The sequence below is a fragment of the Streptomyces sp. NPDC041068 genome, assembly GCF_040647455.1.
In the GTDB taxonomy this organism is placed as follows: Bacteria; Actinomycetota; Actinomycetes; order Streptomycetales; family Streptomycetaceae; genus Streptomyces.
The window spans coordinates 235,017-249,622 of sequence record NZ_JBEZCG010000008.1 but is presented as its reverse complement, the minus strand read 5'-3'; the positions used below and the strand labels follow the sequence as shown (position 1 = coordinate 249,622).

The following is a 14,606-nucleotide window of genomic DNA, read 5'->3' as shown; positions in this document are numbered from 1 at the left end:
GGGGCGGCAACGAACGGATGTCACCGCGGCTTCGTACGGCTGCCGCGGGCGCTCAGAGCGCGGATCGGCGCGATCAGCGCCCGGTACACCGGCCTCACCACCCGGCCGGGAACATAGCGGTGGCGTTCCTCCTGCCAGACCCTCGCCCTGCGGTGCGACACGATCGGCGACCACCGGTCGGGGTCCCGAGGGCGGGTCGTGTGGAGTTCGATCCGACAGAGGTGCTTGGTGCTGACGAAGCCGTACTGGCTGGGGCTGACCAGGCGCACCGGAGCTCCGTGGTCGCTGTTGAGCGGCTCTCCGTCGAGGCGGTCGGCGATGAGCACGTCGGCGGCCAAGGCGTCCTCCAGCAAGACGACCGACCGGTGACCGTCGAGCCCCTCGAAGACGACATGGCTGACGGACACGTCCGACGCGAGCAACGGCTCCACCCGCAGGCGGTACAGGACCGCGAACGCGACTCCTTCCCAGAGCAGGTTGGTCGCCGACCACCCGGCGACGCAGTGGAAGTCGGCCGGCATCTCTTCGCATGGCAGCTTCGCGAGGTCGCTCACGGCCACAGTGACGGCCTCGATCATCGCTCCGCCGATCACGATCGCCGGGTCGGCCGGGACCGGCGGCGGCGGGTGATGGAGATGCGTGCCGAAGCGAGGGAATCCGTCGACGGCACGTTGGCCTGGTGGAAGCATCACGTCGGTCCTCCATCGGGTGCCGGGCTTCAGTCCATGCGGCCCGGCTCCGGTGAACTCCCCCGCCCTGCACCGGAGCCGGGCATCCGGCCCCCGCTTCGTGCCGTGGGGGCCGGTGCTTCATACGCTAGGACCTCCACCGCACGGGAGATTCAAGGGGCTGAGATGCACGTCACTTGGTCGATTGGCGAACTCGCCACACGTACAGGGCTCTCGGTGAAGGCCATCCGCTACTACACCGACGTCGGCCTGCTGACGACGGCCCCGCGCAGCCGGGGAGGCCATCGCCGCTACCCGCCACAAGCCCTCGAACAGCTGCGCATGGTCCGGCAGTTGCGTGCGCTGGATGTGCCGATCGCGGCCCTCACCGACGCCGCGTCCGGCGGGTACCACCTCGGCGATCTGGTGACCCGGCAGCTGGAGAGCACGCAGTCCCAATTGAGCGAACTGCGGTGGCGCGAGGCGGTGTTGCAGGCACTGGAGGAGAGCTCCGGCCCCGAGCGGCTGCGCCGGCTGCACCTACTGGCCAGGGTCGCCTGCCGGCCGCAGGCCGCCGCGGACCTCACCCAGGCGTGGCAGCACGTCCTCCCCTCGGGTCTGCCTGCACGCCTGGCCGATGCCATCATCGCCCAGGCCGTTCCCGAGCTGCCGCACGATCCCACACCCGAGGCCGTCCTTGCCTACGCCGAGCTCCACATCCTCGTAGGGGAGCCCGCGTTCGTGGACTACTGGGCCGCGCCCCACGTGCGGGACAAGGCATCGATGTACGAGGCACTCCTCGACGCCCAGAACGGCGCCGCACCGGCCATCGCCGCCGGGCGCGCACCGCACAAGTGCGAGGCGCTGGAAGCCTTCTGCCGCGCCTGCGCCCGCGCCCGCGGTATGGAGGACACCCCCGCCTTCCGTACGTTCATGGCCACCGAAATGCAGGCCACCACTCCCCCGTTCCGTCGCTACTGGCAGCACCGGGACGCCCTCGCCACCACGCCCGGGCCGAGCCTGGGGAAGACGCACTGCTGGCTCGTGGAGGGGGTCATCGCCGAGCACGGCCCCGCGAGGTGAACCGGCGCAAGTGACCGCCCGCCCAAGGCCCTCTCCGAAGCCCTCCCCGAGGCCGTCGTCGAAGGCGTCGCCAAAGGCCGTTGTCAGTGCCTCCCCATAGAGTGAATGCATCACTCGGGGAGCCTCGGAGGGGAAGCAGAAACATGCCTGCAAACAAGATCCAGCACAAGGTGAATCACGTCGCTCTGGTGGTGGACTGTTCGGGTTCCATGCGTCCGCATCAGAGTCAACTCATTCGTGTCGTGGACGAGTTCGTCGCAGGGCTGAAGGCCGAATCGGACAGCCTCGGCCACGAGACGCGAATCAGCCTCTACTCCTTCGACCACCAGGTCGAGAATCTGGTCTGGGACATGGACGTGAAGCATCTTCCGTCCATGCGGGGCCTGTACCGCGTCAACAATGGAGCCACGGCACTCATCGAGGCTTCTTTGAAGTCCCTGGACGACCTGGGCCACATCTGGGAGGAATACGGGGAGCACAGCTTCCTCCAGATCGTGGTGACGGACGGCGAGGAGAACGCCTCCGGCGGCGACAGGCGGCACGACGGCGACATGACGATCCTCGGCCCCTGGCTCGACAGGATCACGGCGAAGATGGGCGCGCTTCCCGGCCACTGGACCTCCGCGATCCTCGTGCCCAACTCCCTGGCCAAGCGCACCGCACAGAACTACGGCTTCCCGGCGGGAAACATCGCGATCTGGGACGCGGACTCCCAGAAGGGCGTCGAAGAGGCGATCGGCACCGTGCGTGCCGCCGCCACCAGCTTCCTCCGAGGACGAGAGCAGGGCGTGCGTGGCACGAAGAACCTGTTCGCCGTCGGACAGGACATATCAGTCGACGAGGTGCGGGCCAATCTCGAACCGATTCCGGCCGACAAGTACCGCCTCCTGAAGGTCGACCAGGAAACCGAGATCCGCCCCTTCGTGAACTCGCATCCGGGCGTGACGTACGAACGCGGTGCCTGCTACTACCAGTTGGGCGCCCGCGCGCAGGTCCAGCAGAACAAGGAAGTCATCGTGGTCGAGAAAGACACCGACCGCGCTTATACGGGAGACGCGGCGCGCAGCCTTCTGTTCGGTACGGATATCCAGGGAACCGTCTCTGTGAAGGCGGGCAACAACCCAAAGCTGGAGGTGTACGTACAGAGCCGTTCGGTGAACAGGAAACTCAAGCCGAATACGCGCTTGCTCATCATGCTCTGACATCAGAGAAGTCGAAGCACAGCATTCGGAAGCCGAAGGAAGCGCTCAGCCATGCACCCTGGCGTGTGGCTGAGCGCTTGCGGTCACTTCGACATGATGAAGTCCAAGGCGCCGCCGGAGGCCGTCGTCCAGTAGGTGACGAGTTGACCGTCGTCCGCGTAGAGCGCGTCGACAGGCATCGGGACATCGATCGGCCCGCCCGCCTTGCTGCCGGGCTTGCTGCCGTGGAGGGTCAGGCTGATGCTCTTCGCCTCGTACTCGTCCCTGGCGCCGCCCGCGACGAGCAGGGCGGCGTACGCTTCCTCGCCCGGCGCGATGGTCATGGGCTTTCCCGGGTCCGGGCTGCTGTCCTTGATCACAGGGGTCGTGGCCTGGGCGTCGCCGATCTTCACGTACGGGTAGTGGTAGACGTCGCACTTCTCGTCACCGGTGTTCTGGACGGTGATGAGGAGGTGCCTGGCGTCCTTGCTGTCCGCGGGTTCCTTCTCGGCGGATACGGCGAGTTCGTCGGCCGAGCAGGCGGCGACGGTTGTGCTGCTTCCGCCGCCGTTGTCGTCCCCCGGCTTCGCCGAACTCGTCGCGCTCGGCCGGTCGGCGGGCTTGGCGTCGTTCGAGTCCTCGGCCGTCCCCGGCTCGCAGGCCGTGGCCCCGAGCAGCACGGTGACGGCGGCAGCGCCGAGGACGCGGGACTTCCAACCCTTGCGTGGCATGCGGTTCTTGTGGACAGCAGCGTTCATGATGTTCCCCCGTTGTCAGATACACACGTGAGCTCGCGGCTTTCAACAGCCCTCGGCTCTCGATCGCGAGCAGAGTCTGCACCAGGAACCGCCCTCAACGCATGCGCCGCGTACGTCTGTTACCGATCACGTACAAGAAAGACACGGCGCAGGGCGGTTCAGCCGCCAGACCACCACGATGCCGCTGCCCGAGGGAGCCGCGGGCCGCGTTGCCGGTTCACGCAGGATTTCGGTGAAGCCCAACCGGCGGGGCACGGCGGCGCTGGACGTGTTGGCCAGGTCATGCGCGATTTCCAGGTACTCCACGTCCGGCAGGGTGAACATCTCGGCGACCACGGCCGCCGCCGCTCTCGTGGCGATGCCCTGGCCGGTGGCGGCCGGGTGCAGCCAGTACCCCACGCGTCGCCCTTGGGGTTCGGCCCCTCGGTAGGTCTGGCACATGCCCAGGAGAGTGCCGTCTTTGGCGATGGCGTAGTTGTACACATCGCCGTTCGCCCACTTCCACTCGGCCTTCGCGAGGAAGTCCCGGGTGCTCTGCTCGCTGTGCCGGGCGGCCCACGGCTCCCACGGGCGCAGGTGGTCCAGGGACTCCTCGATCAACGTGAATGCCGGAGCGAAGTCGGCCTGTCCCCGCCAGCGTCGCAGGACGAAGTCGCCACACTCGATGATCTGCCTCGGTCGCTGCATGGCAGCCATGGTTCTTCGCCGCACGGCTCGTGGCAACGGCCTGTAGGGGTCTGCGATGTGGAGAGCCCCGAACCCGCCCTCACCGCTTCGGATCTGCACGTGGTGATGTGCCGTGCGATGTGCACTGTTACCTGTACACCGTGCTGAGCTGCACTGTTGATGGGGAGTCGAACCCCAGCGTTGCTCTCCACGCGCCACAGGTGGGCCGGATGTACCGCCGGCCTCGGCGTGTGCACGCCTCCGAAGCAGCTACCTGCTCCACACCGTCTTCGCCTGCCGGACTTCGCCTGCCGGACCAGTCGGTCCGTCAGTCCAGCAGGTCGACCTCCCAGTTCGTACGCTGAATCCGCGCGTCGACCTCGCGGATCTCCCTGGCGAGGACATCCGCCTGGGCGCGCAGTTCCGCGACCGGGAGCGCGGAGAGCATCATCAGCTCGGATCGCAGCTGCCGGCCGTAGCCGCGCTCGCCGCTCCCCGCTGCCGCGTCCGCCGCCGCGGTGACCACCGAGTGACGCAGCCGCAGGACGTCCCGGCGCGCCAGCGCGTCGGTGAGCGTGCCGTCCGGTCCCATCTCCACGGCGGCGTTGGTCCGGTTGATCCGCCGGATCAGCGATTCGAGGGTGTCCAGCGCCTCACCGGCCTCGGCCAGGAGCTGACCGGCATCCTCCGAGGGCGTCTCGCCTTCCTGGTACCGCGCGTTGCTGACGACCCGCGACCGCAACTGCTCCACACGCCGTGTGGCCTCCGCACGTTCCGCCAGTGCCTCGGCAAGCTTCACTGCCCCCACCTCCCGTCTCTCTTGAGCTCGCACGAGTATACGAGCGCAAACCAGCGCATACGCACCAGGTTTTCCTCTCCGCTTTGGCCGGACCGAGGCCGCCCAGGCATGTCTGGACCGGGGCTTCGCCGCGCTGGAGGACGACTACGTCACGGCTCTCATGCGGCCCGGCGACCAAGCGTGGGTGAGGGTGGGTGAGAGGGGCCGAGCTCCTTGGCTTCACGCCGCGTCGAACGGCCTGTCTCAATCTGCCCCTGCGCCCGCTACGGTTACCGCCTTAACATCGGTCGGAACATGGCGACGCGGCAGATGCGACCTCAGCACGGCATCGTGCGCGCGGTCCTGCTTGCCCTCGTCTTCCTCTTCCTGGTCCCGGTGTTCGGTACCGAAGGGTCGGCGGGCTCCTCTTCCGCGAAGTCCGCGAGCGACCGCAGCGTGGCCGCGGTCGCGCCCGCCGTCGTGCCCGCCGTGCGGGGGAGCTTCCGCGTCGAGGACCGCGGCTGTCACGAGGAACAGCCCGGGGGGCCACGCGGTGCGGTGGTGCCGTGCCCCGAACAACCCGGGGCGCACGTCCCCAAGTCGGTGCCCGCGCCGTCCGGGCCGCAGGACGACGTACTGAGCCTGCCCGGTGCTTCACCGCCCGGCACGACCTCGGTCGACCTGTACAGAATCCAGATCATCAGAACGTAGACGGGATCTCTCCCCGCAAGCCGTCAGAGCCGTACCTGGCCTGTCGGCATCACCGTGCTGCGCGTTCACCCGCAGCACTCACCCACAGGAGAGACATCCATGTCCGCATTCACCCGTACGCGCACCACCTCGCACAGCGACACAACCAACCTTCCCGCTCCCGTGCAGCCCGGCAGTGACCTCGGGCTCCTCCTGCTGCGCTGGGCGGTCGGGCTGACGATGGCCGCCCACGGGTCCCAGAAGCTCTTCGGCTGGTTCGACGGCGGCGGCCTCGACGGCACCGCCGGATTCTTCGCGGGCAGCGGTTACTCGGCCGCCCGGACCATGGCCGTGGTCGCCGGGCTCACCGAGACCCTGGCCGGTCTGGGCCTCGTCATCGGCTTCCTCACCCCGCTCGCCGGGGCGGGCATCGTGGGCATCATGCTCAACGTCATGGCCGTGAAGTGGGGCAGCGGATTCTTCGGCCCCACCGGCATCGAGTTCGACCTGCTGCTCCTTGTCGCGGCCGCCAGTCTGGCCCTGGCCGGGCCAGGAAGGTTCGCGGTCGACCGGCTCCTGCCCGTACTGCGCGCACACCGGCTCTCCCACGGCATCGCCGCCGTGGCATTCGGCGCCGCCGCAGCGGGCATCGTCCTCGTGACCTTGCGCAGCTGACGCCCGACGTGGTCAAGGGCTTCCCCCAGCGGTGCGCGGAAGCCCTTGACCTTACGTCTTGCAGCGCAGGTCAGGCCGACACTCATGGCAGAGTCCCTCCTATGCAGATATCCAGATCCACATGCATGGCAGGAGCTCTCCTTCTGGGAGCCGCCTTGACACTGACCGCTTGTGGTCAGGAGCGCTCCGGTCCGACGACGGCCGACTCCGCCTCGGCAGCGGCCGACTCGGCGCCAACGGCGGCCGACTCCACGCCGACGGCGACCGGCTCCACCCCGAGTCATGGCGCCACCCGCTCCCCTGTCGGCCCCGCGCCGGGCAACGTGGAGCCCGACTCCCACGACGGAGCCCCGCACTACCGCGAGAACAACAGCTTCAAGTTCCCCAAGGACATGTCCCCCGCCGGCGAGAAGGCGGCCCGCGAAGAGGCCGCCCGCATCGAACCCGTCCTCAAACGGCTCTGGGCAGACAAGGTGTGGGACCCGAAGAGGGTACGCGCGGCGCTGGTCGATCTCGGCTACCGGACAGCCCCGGACGGCGAACAGACGCTCGGAAGACTCACCGTGCAGGAGATGGACTCGCGCTTCGAGACCGACCACTACGTCACCCCCGAAGGCACCCGGATCGCTCTCCTCGTCCGCAAGGACGCCTGCGTCACCGCATTCACGCAACCGACCAACTTCCAGGTCTCCACCAACGGCCCGTACATGGAGACCGGCTGCTTCGAACCCCGCGGCGGCCACTGAGCGCCGGGACCTCACGACGTGCCTCACATGATCACCAGCTGATCCCGGGTCACCAGCTGATCCCGGCCGCGACCGGCCGGTGATCGCTGCCGGTGGCCGGCAGCACCCACGAACTCGCCGGATCCACGCCCCGCACCAAGATCTGGTCGATCCGCACCACCGGGAACTCCGCCGGCCAGCTGAAGCCGAAGCCGTCCCCGGCCGACTCCTGGGCCGAGCGCAGATGCGAGGTGATGCCGGTGAACGCGCGGTCGTCCATCGTGCCGTTCAGGTCACCGAGCAACACCACCCGCTTGTTGCGCTCGGCGGCAATGGCCTTGGTCAGCGCCTGCGCGCCGCGATTCCGGTCGTCCGTCGCGAAACCCACCCCAGGAACCACCCGCACGGATCCCAGGTGGGCCACATACACCGCCAGCGGCCCCTGGTCCGTGGCCACCGTCGTGCGCAGCGCCCGGTTGTCGGCCATCTTGGCGTCGATCGGCTTGGCGTCCCCCAGCGGCCCGACATCCTGCGCGGTGCCGACCGGCCGGGTGTCCGACAGCGGCAGCTTGCTCCACAACCCGACCGTGCCCTGCACCGTGTGGTGCGGATACGCCTTCGCCAGTTCCTTCTCGTAGAGCGGCTTGGCCTGCGAGCTGATCTCCTCCAGAGCCAGTACGTCCGCGCCGGAGGCCGCCAGGTCGCGGGCGGTGCCGACCGGGTCGGGGTTGTCGGCGTCGACGTTGTGGCTGACGACGGTGAGATCGCCGCCCGAGTGGGACTTGTCGATGAGCAGCCCGCCGAAGAGGCTCAGCCACACCGCCACCGGCAGCAGCAGCGCGAGAACCGCCGAGGCTGAGCGGCGCCACAGCGCTCCGGCCAGCAGCACCGGGACGAACAGGCCGAACCACGGCAGGGTGGTCTCCACCAGGCTGCCGATGCCCCCGCGGTCCGTGAACTGTGCGTGCAGCAGCATGAACAGGCCGAGCAGCAGCGCCAGCGCCGCGAGCACCAGGCCGCGCTTCCAGGGCCCTGGCCGGAAGACGAACGGGGCATTGGACGGGGTATCCCCTGCTCGGGCGCGGCCGTGAGCCTGAGGAAGGCCCACCCTCCGGATGCCCGCGCGCCACGTACCGGAGGAGCCGGTAGCCCGGAGGCCTGCGCCCTCCTGGCCGGTCGGCTCCGCCGTGTCGACCTGCATGGTCGTCTGTCCTCGTTCGCTGCCGGTCACTGCCGCATCCTCGGGTCCTGGGTGGGGTCGGCGTACATCCGCGGGCAGCCGTCGTCGATCGCCTCGGGGCGCAATTCGTAGTGCCAGGGCTCGTTCCCGTAGATCTGGCAGAGCCCGTACTCGGTGCCGTGTTCGGACAGCCACTCCGTCGCGTCGGAGCGTCCGATGTCGACCGCTTCCCCCGACACGTGAGGAGACGTCTTCGCGGTGGCCACCCATCGGGCGGCCTCGGCTTCGGACCCGTACTTGTCGACCGCCTTGCGAAGAAGCTGATGCTGGTATTCCGGGGAACGCCAGCCGCTGTTGACGTAGAGGGCGACCCCGTCGCCCGCGGCGCCATTCGCAGCTCGGTGGAGGGCCTTGAGTACGTCCGGATCAAGGTTGCCCACAGCCGGCACGTCGCCGTCGAAGACTGTCGTGCCGTCGGGGACGGCGCCGTCGGCCTCCCCCAGCGCACCACTGTGCGCGCTGCCAGGCCCCTTCGAGCGAGGGGCGGCCGGGGAGGACAAGGAGGACGAAGAGGCCGAGGAAGAAGAGGAGGTCGAGGAACTCAGGACCTGATGGCCAAGGGTTGCGGCGATCGCCGCGATGACGGCTGTCAGGCCGACGACAACGACAAGGCGCCGGTGAATCCGGCGGGTCATCGTTCGCGCTGATGGCGGCGTGTGATTCATGGCGCCAGTCAAGGCAGTGCGGTGTTGTGGGCACGTATGCGCTTTTTGATACGCGGACGATATGTGCCCACTCGTAGCATCGAGAGCATGCGCGTGCTGATCGTCGAGGACGAACCCTTTCTGGCTGACGCCATCCGCGACGGCCTGCGCCTGGAAGCGATCGCGGCCGACATCGCAGGCGACGGCGACACCGCTCTGGAGCTGCTGAGCGTCAACGCCTACGACATCGCCGTACTCGACCGCGACATCCCCGGACCCTCCGGTGACGAGGTCGCCCGGCGCATCGTCGCCTCCGGCAGCGGCATGCCGATCCTCATGCTCACCGCGGCCGACCGCCTCGACGACAAGGCATCAGGATTCGAACTCGGCGCCGACGACTACCTCACGAAACCCTTCGAGCTCCAGGAACTCGCGCTCAGGCTCAGAGCACTCGACCGCAGACGCGCCCACAGCAGACCGCCCGTGCGGGAGATCGCGGGTCTGCGGCTCGACCCGTTCCGCCGCGAGGTCTACCGGGACGACCGCTATGTCGCGCTGACCAGGAAGCAGTTCGCCGTGCTCGAAGTCCTCGTCGCCGCCGACGGCGGTGTCGTCAGCGCCGAGCAACTCCTGGAACGGGCGTGGGACGCGAACGCCGACCCGTTCACCAACGCCGTACGCATCACTGTCTCGGCCCTGCGAAAACGGCTCGGCGAGCCCTGGATCATCGCCACCGTGCCGGGCGTCGGCTACCGCATCGACACAGCACCCGGCGCCGGACGTGAGGGAGGGGACCGTGGATAGGCAGCCCGGTCTGAGCATTCGCCTCAAACTCACCCTCAGTTACACCGGATTCCTCATGCTGGCCGGCTCCCTGATGCTCGTCGCCGGGTGGTTGTTCCTGACGCGCGTGAGGCACGTCGGGCTGGTCTTCGAGCCCGACTACGGCCTCTCCGTCGTGCGCGACTTCGCCCCGATGGCGGCCGTCACGATGCTGTTCCTGCTGCTGTTCGGTCTCGGGGGCGGGTGGTTCCTCGCCGGCCGCATGCTCGCCCCGCTGGACCTCATCACGCACGCCACCCGCATGGCCGCGAACGGATCGCTGTCCCACCGCATCCAACTACCGGGCCGCAAGGACGAGTTCCGCGAACTGGCCGACGCCTTCGACACGATGCTCGCGCGGCTCGAAGCACACGTCGCCGAACAGCAGAGGTTCGCAGCCAACGCCTCGCACGAGCTGCGCACCCCGCTGGCGACCTCGAAGGCCCTGCTCGACGTGGCCCGCACCGATCCGCACCACGACACCGGCGCACTCGTCGACCGCCTCCACGCCGTCAACACCCGGGCGATCGACCTCACCGAGGCACTGCTCCTGCTCAGCCGCGCCAACCAGCGGTCGTTCACCCGGGAACCCGTCGACCTGTCCCTCCTGGCGGAGGAAACCACCGAAACGCTCCTCCCCCTCGCGGAAAGGCACGGCGTCACCCTCGAGACCAGCGGCGACATCGCCCTCACGGTCGGGTCACCGGCGCTCCTGCTGCAGCTGACCACGAACCTCGTGCACAACGCGATCGTCCACAACCTGCCCGAGCAAGGCACCGTGTGGGTCCATACCGACGTACGCCCCACGACTGTGGTGCTGACGGTCGAGAACACCGGCGAGAAGCTCACTCCGGAGCTGACCGCGACACTCACCGAGCCGTTCCAGCGCGGCACCGAACGCATTCACGCCGACCACGCGGGCGTCGGACTCGGCCTGGCGATCGTCGAGACCATCACCCAGGCACACGACGGAACGCTCACCCTCGCCCCACGCCCGGCCGGCGGGCTGCGGATCACCGTCGAACTCCCCGCGACAGCGCCGCGCAGTCGCCCCATGGAATGGCAAGCGCGCTGAGCAGTCTGCTGCTCCGAAGGCCCGATCTCCGGCCCTGGTGTCAGCCGCTGTCGGGCGCCGGGTGCCAGGTGCCGGGTGCCGGATGCCGGGAACATCTGACGGGCCGGTGCCGACAGCGGGGCGTGCTGAGGGTAGGCCTCGAACGCCTGGATGATCCCGCAGTTGCCCACGAGCATGAGGAGCAGGTCGCGCGTGGAGCGCGCCGATGCGGTCGCGGCTCGCTGTGGTCGTGGCGGAACCTCCTCCTGTCGGCCACCGTCACAGCGCCGTGCCCCTGACAGCGCCATACCGTCGCCGATTACTTGCTCTCGTCGCCCTTCCCACGCTGCTCCCGCTCGCTGCCTGTGGCTCAGGCGAGGCTGCCGCGCCACCCACGCACCCCGACGAGAACGGGAGCGGCCGGTACGCGGTACCCGGAGAGCGGCAGCGCTATACGGTGTCGGCCACCGTCCTGGAGGATGACAAGCACGGCCCGCAACTCTGCTACAACGTCCTCGAGTCGCTGCCGCCCCAGTGCGGCGGTCCGGACATCACCGACTGGGACTGGACCAAGGTGAAGTCCACTACTCGCAATGGCACCACATGGGGCGCGTACGACCTGGTCGGGACCTGGGACGGAAAGCGGTTCTCCCTCACGGCGCCAGCCGTCGCGACAAAGCAGCGCGCCCGGGACCAGGGCGAGGAAGACGGAGAAGGCATCCCCTGCCGGCGGCCGGCCGATCCCCGTAAGGCCACAGAGAACACCTACGACCAGGTCTTCGAAGTGGCCGAGAGCCTCCCCGGATATGCAGGAGGCTGGGTCACCTACCTCAAGGGCCACCCCAAGACGTCCGAACAGCGCCCGGATTACCGGCAGTTGGCCGTCACCTTCCGTTTCACCGGCGATCCCGAACGGCACCGCGGAGCCCTCCGCGACGTGTGGGGCGGCGCGCTCTGCCTGACCTCCGCACAGCGCACCATGACGGAGCTCAAGCGCATTCAGAGGAAGCTGGAAGAGGACGTCACCGACCAGCACGTGTTGAGTACCGGCATCGACGAGACCAAGGGCAGGGTCGATGTCGAGGTCATCCTCGCCACACCTGACGTGCGCAAGCGGCTGGACGATCTCTACGGCAAGGGCGCGACGCATGTGTCGGGGTGGCTCAAGCCGGTCACGACGGGTGGATGAGGCCGGGCGCTCGCCGGCCAGGGGCGGGTCTCGATGTCCGCGAGGCAGGCGGCTCACAGTTCCTTCTCCGGAGCCAGGGCCACGCCTCCCTTCGAGGTGAAGGTACGGAAGAAGGTGCGCTTGGAGACTTGGGCCGCATCGCATCGACGATCTCGTCCAGTGCGACCGCGGTGGAGTCCCACGCGGTGAACGGGTCGAGGGCCGTATCGACCGGGGCTCGACGAGTCCGCGGCTTCTTGCGCGCGCAGCGGCAGTTCCTTGGGGTCCTTCCGCACCGGGCGAAGCCCACCAGCAGGATTGCCACTTGTGCGCTTATGCCACTCAGTGGCACTATCTCTCGTCATGAAGGCACTGACGATCGATCACTCAGCCCCAGGACACCTCACGCTCACCGCGGTCGCCGACCCCGAGCCCTCCGCCCACCAGGCCCTGATCCAGGTCCACTCGTTCTCCCTCAACGCCGGCGAGGTCCACCACGCGATCCCCGAGGGCGAAGCCGGCACGGTGCCCGGCTGGGACGCGGCGGGCGTGGTGGTCCGGGCAGCCGCAGACGGCTCCGGTCCCGCGGTCGGCACCCCCGTCGTCACCGTGGGGGCCGACGGCGCCTGGGCCGAACTGCGCGCCGTGGACACCGATTTCATCGGTACGGTGCCCGAGGGAGCCGACCTCGGCCCGATCAGCACCCTGCCGGTGGCAGCGGGCACGGCCCTGCGCGCCCTGCACCGCATCGGTCCGATCCTGGGACGGCGCGTCCTGGTGACCGGCGCGGGCGGCGGCGTGGGCCGCTTCACCCTGCAGCTAGCGGCCCGAGGCGGCGCACATGTCACCGCGGTGACCAGCGATCCGGCGAAGGCGGACGCTCTGCGCGCACTCGGCGCCCACGACATCGTCACCGACCTGGCCGCGCTCCAGCGCCTCGAACCGTGCCACGGCGTGGTCGAACTGGTCGGCGGCGCCCACATGGTGGCCGCACACGACGCCCTGACCGAGAACGGCGTACTGGTCGCCGCAGGACACATATCCGGCGACGGCGAGCAGTTCCCCTACGGGGCCCTCTTCGGCCACGGCCGTCGCCACAACCGTCAAATCGCCACCTACTACCTCCTGGACGATGCCGCAGGCCTGGGCCATGACCTCACCTGGCTCGCCGCACTCACCGCCCGCGGCGAGCTGGACCCGCAAGTCGCCCTGCGCACCGACTGGACACAGGTAGCGCAGGCAGCCGCCGAACTAGCCGGCCGCCGGGTGCCGGGCAAAGCCGTCATCGACATCCGCTAGACGGACAGGACGGCGTCCGCCGCTGGTCCCGTGACGGCTCCGCGGACCATGAAGACATCAAGGCGAGCACATGGATACTTCCGGACGGCACCAGCACTGACGTACTGTTGCCCGCATACCGCACCGTATGGCGGCCTCCCTGCACAGTTCTCCGTCCGGAGGTCACCCATGTCCACGCCCACGGTGCGTCCCTTTCGCCGCGACGACCGCGATCAGCTCACGGAGTTGGTCAACCAGCATGTCGCCGCTGTCGTTCCCGGAGTCTCGGTCTCCGTCAACACCGTTCTCAGCTGCCTCGATCGGCAGCCGGACGAGTTCATCACCGACCCCTGGGTCCGCGAGCGGACCACGCTCGTCGCCGAGCAGCGCGGGTCCGTGGTGGCCGCGGCCCACCTGCTGCGCTACCGCGCCGACGTCGAGGTCGGTGAGGACTACCGGGACGCGGGCGAGATCAGCTGGTTCGTGTGCCGTACGCCGGCCTCCTTCTGGCCCGACTCCGACGACGCCGCGCAGCCGCTGATGTCCGCCTGCCTGGCCCAGCTCTCGCGGTGGAACGTCCGCGTCCGCCACGCCTCCGGCGACCTGCCCGCCCCGGTCGTCCATGGTCTGCCGCGCAACTGGCCGCACATTCGCGCCCTTTACGAACACGCGGGCTTCCGGCACATCGGGGACACGGAAGTGATCCTGATCGCGCGCACCTCCGACCTGCCCACGCACAAGCCGCAACCGGGGCTCACCATCGAGCGCACGCTCGGGGAGTGCGGCACTCGATTCACGGCGTACGAGGACGGGCGCTCGGCCGGTTTCATCGAGGTCGACACGGCCTTGTCCCGCGCCGAGCGCCACACCCGTTCCGCGGGCCTGGCCGACATCGGCAACCTGCACATCGCCGCGGCCCACGACGGCCGAGGCCTGGAACAGGTGCTCATCGCGCAGGCCGCCGAGTGGCTCCGTCTGTGCGGCGTGGACCGCCTCGTCGCCTACGAATCTGCCGGTGACCAGACGGCGATCGACCAACTGACGTCGGCGGGCTTCCAGGAACTCACGCGCACCGACCGCCGCTGGGAACACCGCCCTCAGTAACCGCGCCCCAGGGTCAGCACGCCCACGTGCGCGTGCTGACCCCTCACGGCTCCGCCGTGGCCCCGTCACTGC

At 68.9% G+C, this 14,606-nt stretch carries 16 protein-coding genes; 10 read left to right on the top strand and 6 right to left on the bottom strand.

The window, feature by feature from the left end:
* Positions 1-20 precede the first annotated feature (20 nt).
* A complete protein-coding gene (locus AB0B50_RS20500; protein ID WP_362333945.1) occupies positions 21-689 on the bottom strand; it encodes a molybdopterin-dependent oxidoreductase in 669 nt (222 codons plus the stop codon).
* A gap of 165 nt (positions 690-854) precedes the next feature.
* Here AB0B50_RS20500 and AB0B50_RS20495 point away from each other — a divergent pair, with 165 nt between their 5' ends.
* On the top strand, positions 855-1,751 hold the full coding sequence (locus AB0B50_RS20495) for a MerR family transcriptional regulator (RefSeq protein ID WP_362333456.1): 897 nt from the start codon (positions 855-857) through the stop codon (positions 1,749-1,751).
* Positions 1,752-1,894: 143 nt separating this feature from the next.
* A complete protein-coding gene (locus tag AB0B50_RS20490) occupies positions 1,895-2,953 on the top strand; it encodes a vWA domain-containing protein (RefSeq protein WP_362333453.1) in 1,059 nt (352 codons plus the stop codon).
* A gap of 83 nt (positions 2,954-3,036) precedes the next feature.
* Here AB0B50_RS20490 and AB0B50_RS20485 read toward each other — a convergent pair whose 3' ends face one another.
* From AB0B50_RS20485 to AB0B50_RS20475, 3 genes are all read right to left on the bottom strand, one after another.
* Positions 3,037-3,690, bottom strand: a complete 654-nt coding sequence (locus tag AB0B50_RS20485) for a DUF4232 domain-containing protein (RefSeq protein ID WP_362333450.1) — start codon at positions 3,688-3,690, stop codon at positions 3,037-3,039.
* A gap of 126 nt (positions 3,691-3,816) precedes the next feature.
* Positions 3,817-4,377 carry a GNAT family N-acetyltransferase gene (locus AB0B50_RS20480; protein ID WP_362333443.1) on the bottom strand — a complete coding sequence of 187 codons (561 nt, stop codon included), beginning with the start codon at positions 4,375-4,377 and terminating at the stop codon, positions 3,817-3,819.
* 307 nt (positions 4,378-4,684) lie between these two features.
* Positions 4,685-5,155 (bottom strand): DIP1984 family protein, encoded by a 471-nt coding sequence (locus tag AB0B50_RS20475; RefSeq protein ID WP_362333440.1) that lies wholly within the window; start codon positions 5,153-5,155, stop codon positions 4,685-4,687.
* A gap of 294 nt (positions 5,156-5,449) precedes the next feature.
* Here AB0B50_RS20475 and AB0B50_RS20470 point away from each other — a divergent pair, with 294 nt between their 5' ends.
* The 3 genes from AB0B50_RS20470 to AB0B50_RS20460 all read left to right on the top strand — a co-directional run bounded on the left by AB0B50_RS20470 (position 5,450) and on the right by AB0B50_RS20460 (position 7,245).
* The gene (locus AB0B50_RS20470) at positions 5,450-5,845 is read left to right on the top strand and encodes a hypothetical protein (RefSeq protein ID WP_362333438.1); all 396 of its coding nucleotides are present in this window, start codon (positions 5,450-5,452) and stop codon (positions 5,843-5,845) included.
* 99 nt (positions 5,846-5,944) lie between these two features.
* Positions 5,945-6,499 carry a DoxX family protein gene (locus tag AB0B50_RS20465; protein ID WP_362333435.1) on the top strand — a complete coding sequence of 185 codons (555 nt, stop codon included), beginning with the start codon at positions 5,945-5,947 and terminating at the stop codon, positions 6,497-6,499.
* A 155-nt stretch (positions 6,500-6,654) separates the two neighbouring features.
* Positions 6,655-7,245 (top strand): hypothetical protein, encoded by a 591-nt coding sequence (locus AB0B50_RS20460; protein ID WP_362333432.1) that lies wholly within the window; start codon positions 6,655-6,657, stop codon positions 7,243-7,245.
* Positions 7,246-7,294: 49 nt separating this feature from the next.
* On the opposite strand, the gene AB0B50_RS20455 is transcribed toward AB0B50_RS20460, so the two are convergent.
* Together AB0B50_RS20455 and AB0B50_RS20450 are read right to left on the bottom strand one after the other, a co-directional pair.
* Positions 7,295-8,425 carry an endonuclease/exonuclease/phosphatase family protein gene (locus AB0B50_RS20455; RefSeq protein WP_362333429.1) on the bottom strand — a complete coding sequence of 377 codons (1,131 nt, stop codon included), beginning with the start codon at positions 8,423-8,425 and terminating at the stop codon, positions 7,295-7,297.
* A gap of 26 nt (positions 8,426-8,451) precedes the next feature.
* Complete coding sequence (locus AB0B50_RS20450; RefSeq protein ID WP_362333943.1) at positions 8,452-9,129, bottom strand: M15 family metallopeptidase; 678 nt, start codon at positions 9,127-9,129, stop codon at positions 8,452-8,454.
* An 87-nt stretch (positions 9,130-9,216) separates the two neighbouring features.
* On the opposite strand from AB0B50_RS20450, the gene AB0B50_RS20445 reads away from it, so the two are divergent.
* The 5 genes from AB0B50_RS20445 to AB0B50_RS20425 all read left to right on the top strand — a co-directional run bounded on the left by AB0B50_RS20445 (position 9,217) and on the right by AB0B50_RS20425 (position 14,534).
* Entirely contained in the window at positions 9,217-9,912 is a 696-nt protein-coding gene (locus AB0B50_RS20445; protein ID WP_362333426.1) for a response regulator transcription factor, read from the top strand.
* A complete protein-coding gene (locus AB0B50_RS20440) occupies positions 9,905-11,005 on the top strand; it encodes a HAMP domain-containing sensor histidine kinase (protein ID WP_362333423.1) in 1,101 nt (366 codons plus the stop codon). The genes AB0B50_RS20445 and AB0B50_RS20440 overlap by 8 nt, the downstream gene beginning before the upstream one ends.
* A gap of 436 nt (positions 11,006-11,441) precedes the next feature.
* Positions 11,442-12,173, top strand: coding sequence for a hypothetical protein (locus AB0B50_RS20435; RefSeq protein ID WP_362333420.1), 732 nt, complete (start codon positions 11,442-11,444; stop codon positions 12,171-12,173).
* Between the two features lie 342 nt (positions 12,174-12,515).
* Positions 12,516-13,451, top strand: a complete 936-nt coding sequence (locus AB0B50_RS20430; RefSeq protein ID WP_362333418.1) for a zinc-binding dehydrogenase — start codon at positions 12,516-12,518, stop codon at positions 13,449-13,451.
* A 168-nt stretch (positions 13,452-13,619) separates the two neighbouring features.
* The gene (locus AB0B50_RS20425; protein ID WP_362333415.1) at positions 13,620-14,534 is read left to right on the top strand and encodes an N-acetyltransferase; all 915 of its coding nucleotides are present in this window, start codon (positions 13,620-13,622) and stop codon (positions 14,532-14,534) included.
* Positions 14,535-14,606 lie beyond the last annotated feature (72 nt).

Bases quoted from the DNA above. Each gene is read 5' to 3' on its own strand.
- AB0B50_RS20500 (WP_362333945.1), bottom strand. From the start codon at position 689: ATGCTTCCACCAGGCCAACGTGCCGTCGACGGATTCCCTCGCTTCGGC.
- AB0B50_RS20495 (WP_362333456.1), top strand. From the start codon at position 855: ATGCACGTCACTTGGTCGATTGGCGAACTCGCCACACGTACAGGGCTC.
- AB0B50_RS20490 (WP_362333453.1), top strand. From the start codon at position 1,895: ATGCCTGCAAACAAGATCCAGCACAAGGTGAATCACGTCGCTCTGGTG.
- AB0B50_RS20485 (WP_362333450.1), bottom strand. From the start codon at position 3,690: ATGAACGCTGCTGTCCACAAGAACCGCATGCCACGCAAGGGTTGGAAG.
- AB0B50_RS20480 (WP_362333443.1), bottom strand. From the start codon at position 4,377: ATGCAGCGACCGAGGCAGATCATCGAGTGTGGCGACTTCGTCCTGCGA.
- AB0B50_RS20470 (WP_362333438.1), top strand. From the start codon at position 5,450: ATGGCGACGCGGCAGATGCGACCTCAGCACGGCATCGTGCGCGCGGTC.
- AB0B50_RS20465 (WP_362333435.1), top strand. From the start codon at position 5,945: ATGTCCGCATTCACCCGTACGCGCACCACCTCGCACAGCGACACAACC.
- AB0B50_RS20455 (WP_362333429.1), bottom strand. From the start codon at position 8,425: ATGCAGGTCGACACGGCGGAGCCGACCGGCCAGGAGGGCGCAGGCCTC.
- AB0B50_RS20450 (WP_362333943.1), bottom strand. From the start codon at position 9,129: ATGAATCACACGCCGCCATCAGCGCGAACGATGACCCGCCGGATTCAC.
- AB0B50_RS20445 (WP_362333426.1), top strand. From the start codon at position 9,217: ATGCGCGTGCTGATCGTCGAGGACGAACCCTTTCTGGCTGACGCCATC.
- AB0B50_RS20430 (WP_362333418.1), top strand. From the start codon at position 12,516: ATGAAGGCACTGACGATCGATCACTCAGCCCCAGGACACCTCACGCTC.
- AB0B50_RS20425 (WP_362333415.1), top strand. From the start codon at position 13,620: ATGTCCACGCCCACGGTGCGTCCCTTTCGCCGCGACGACCGCGATCAG.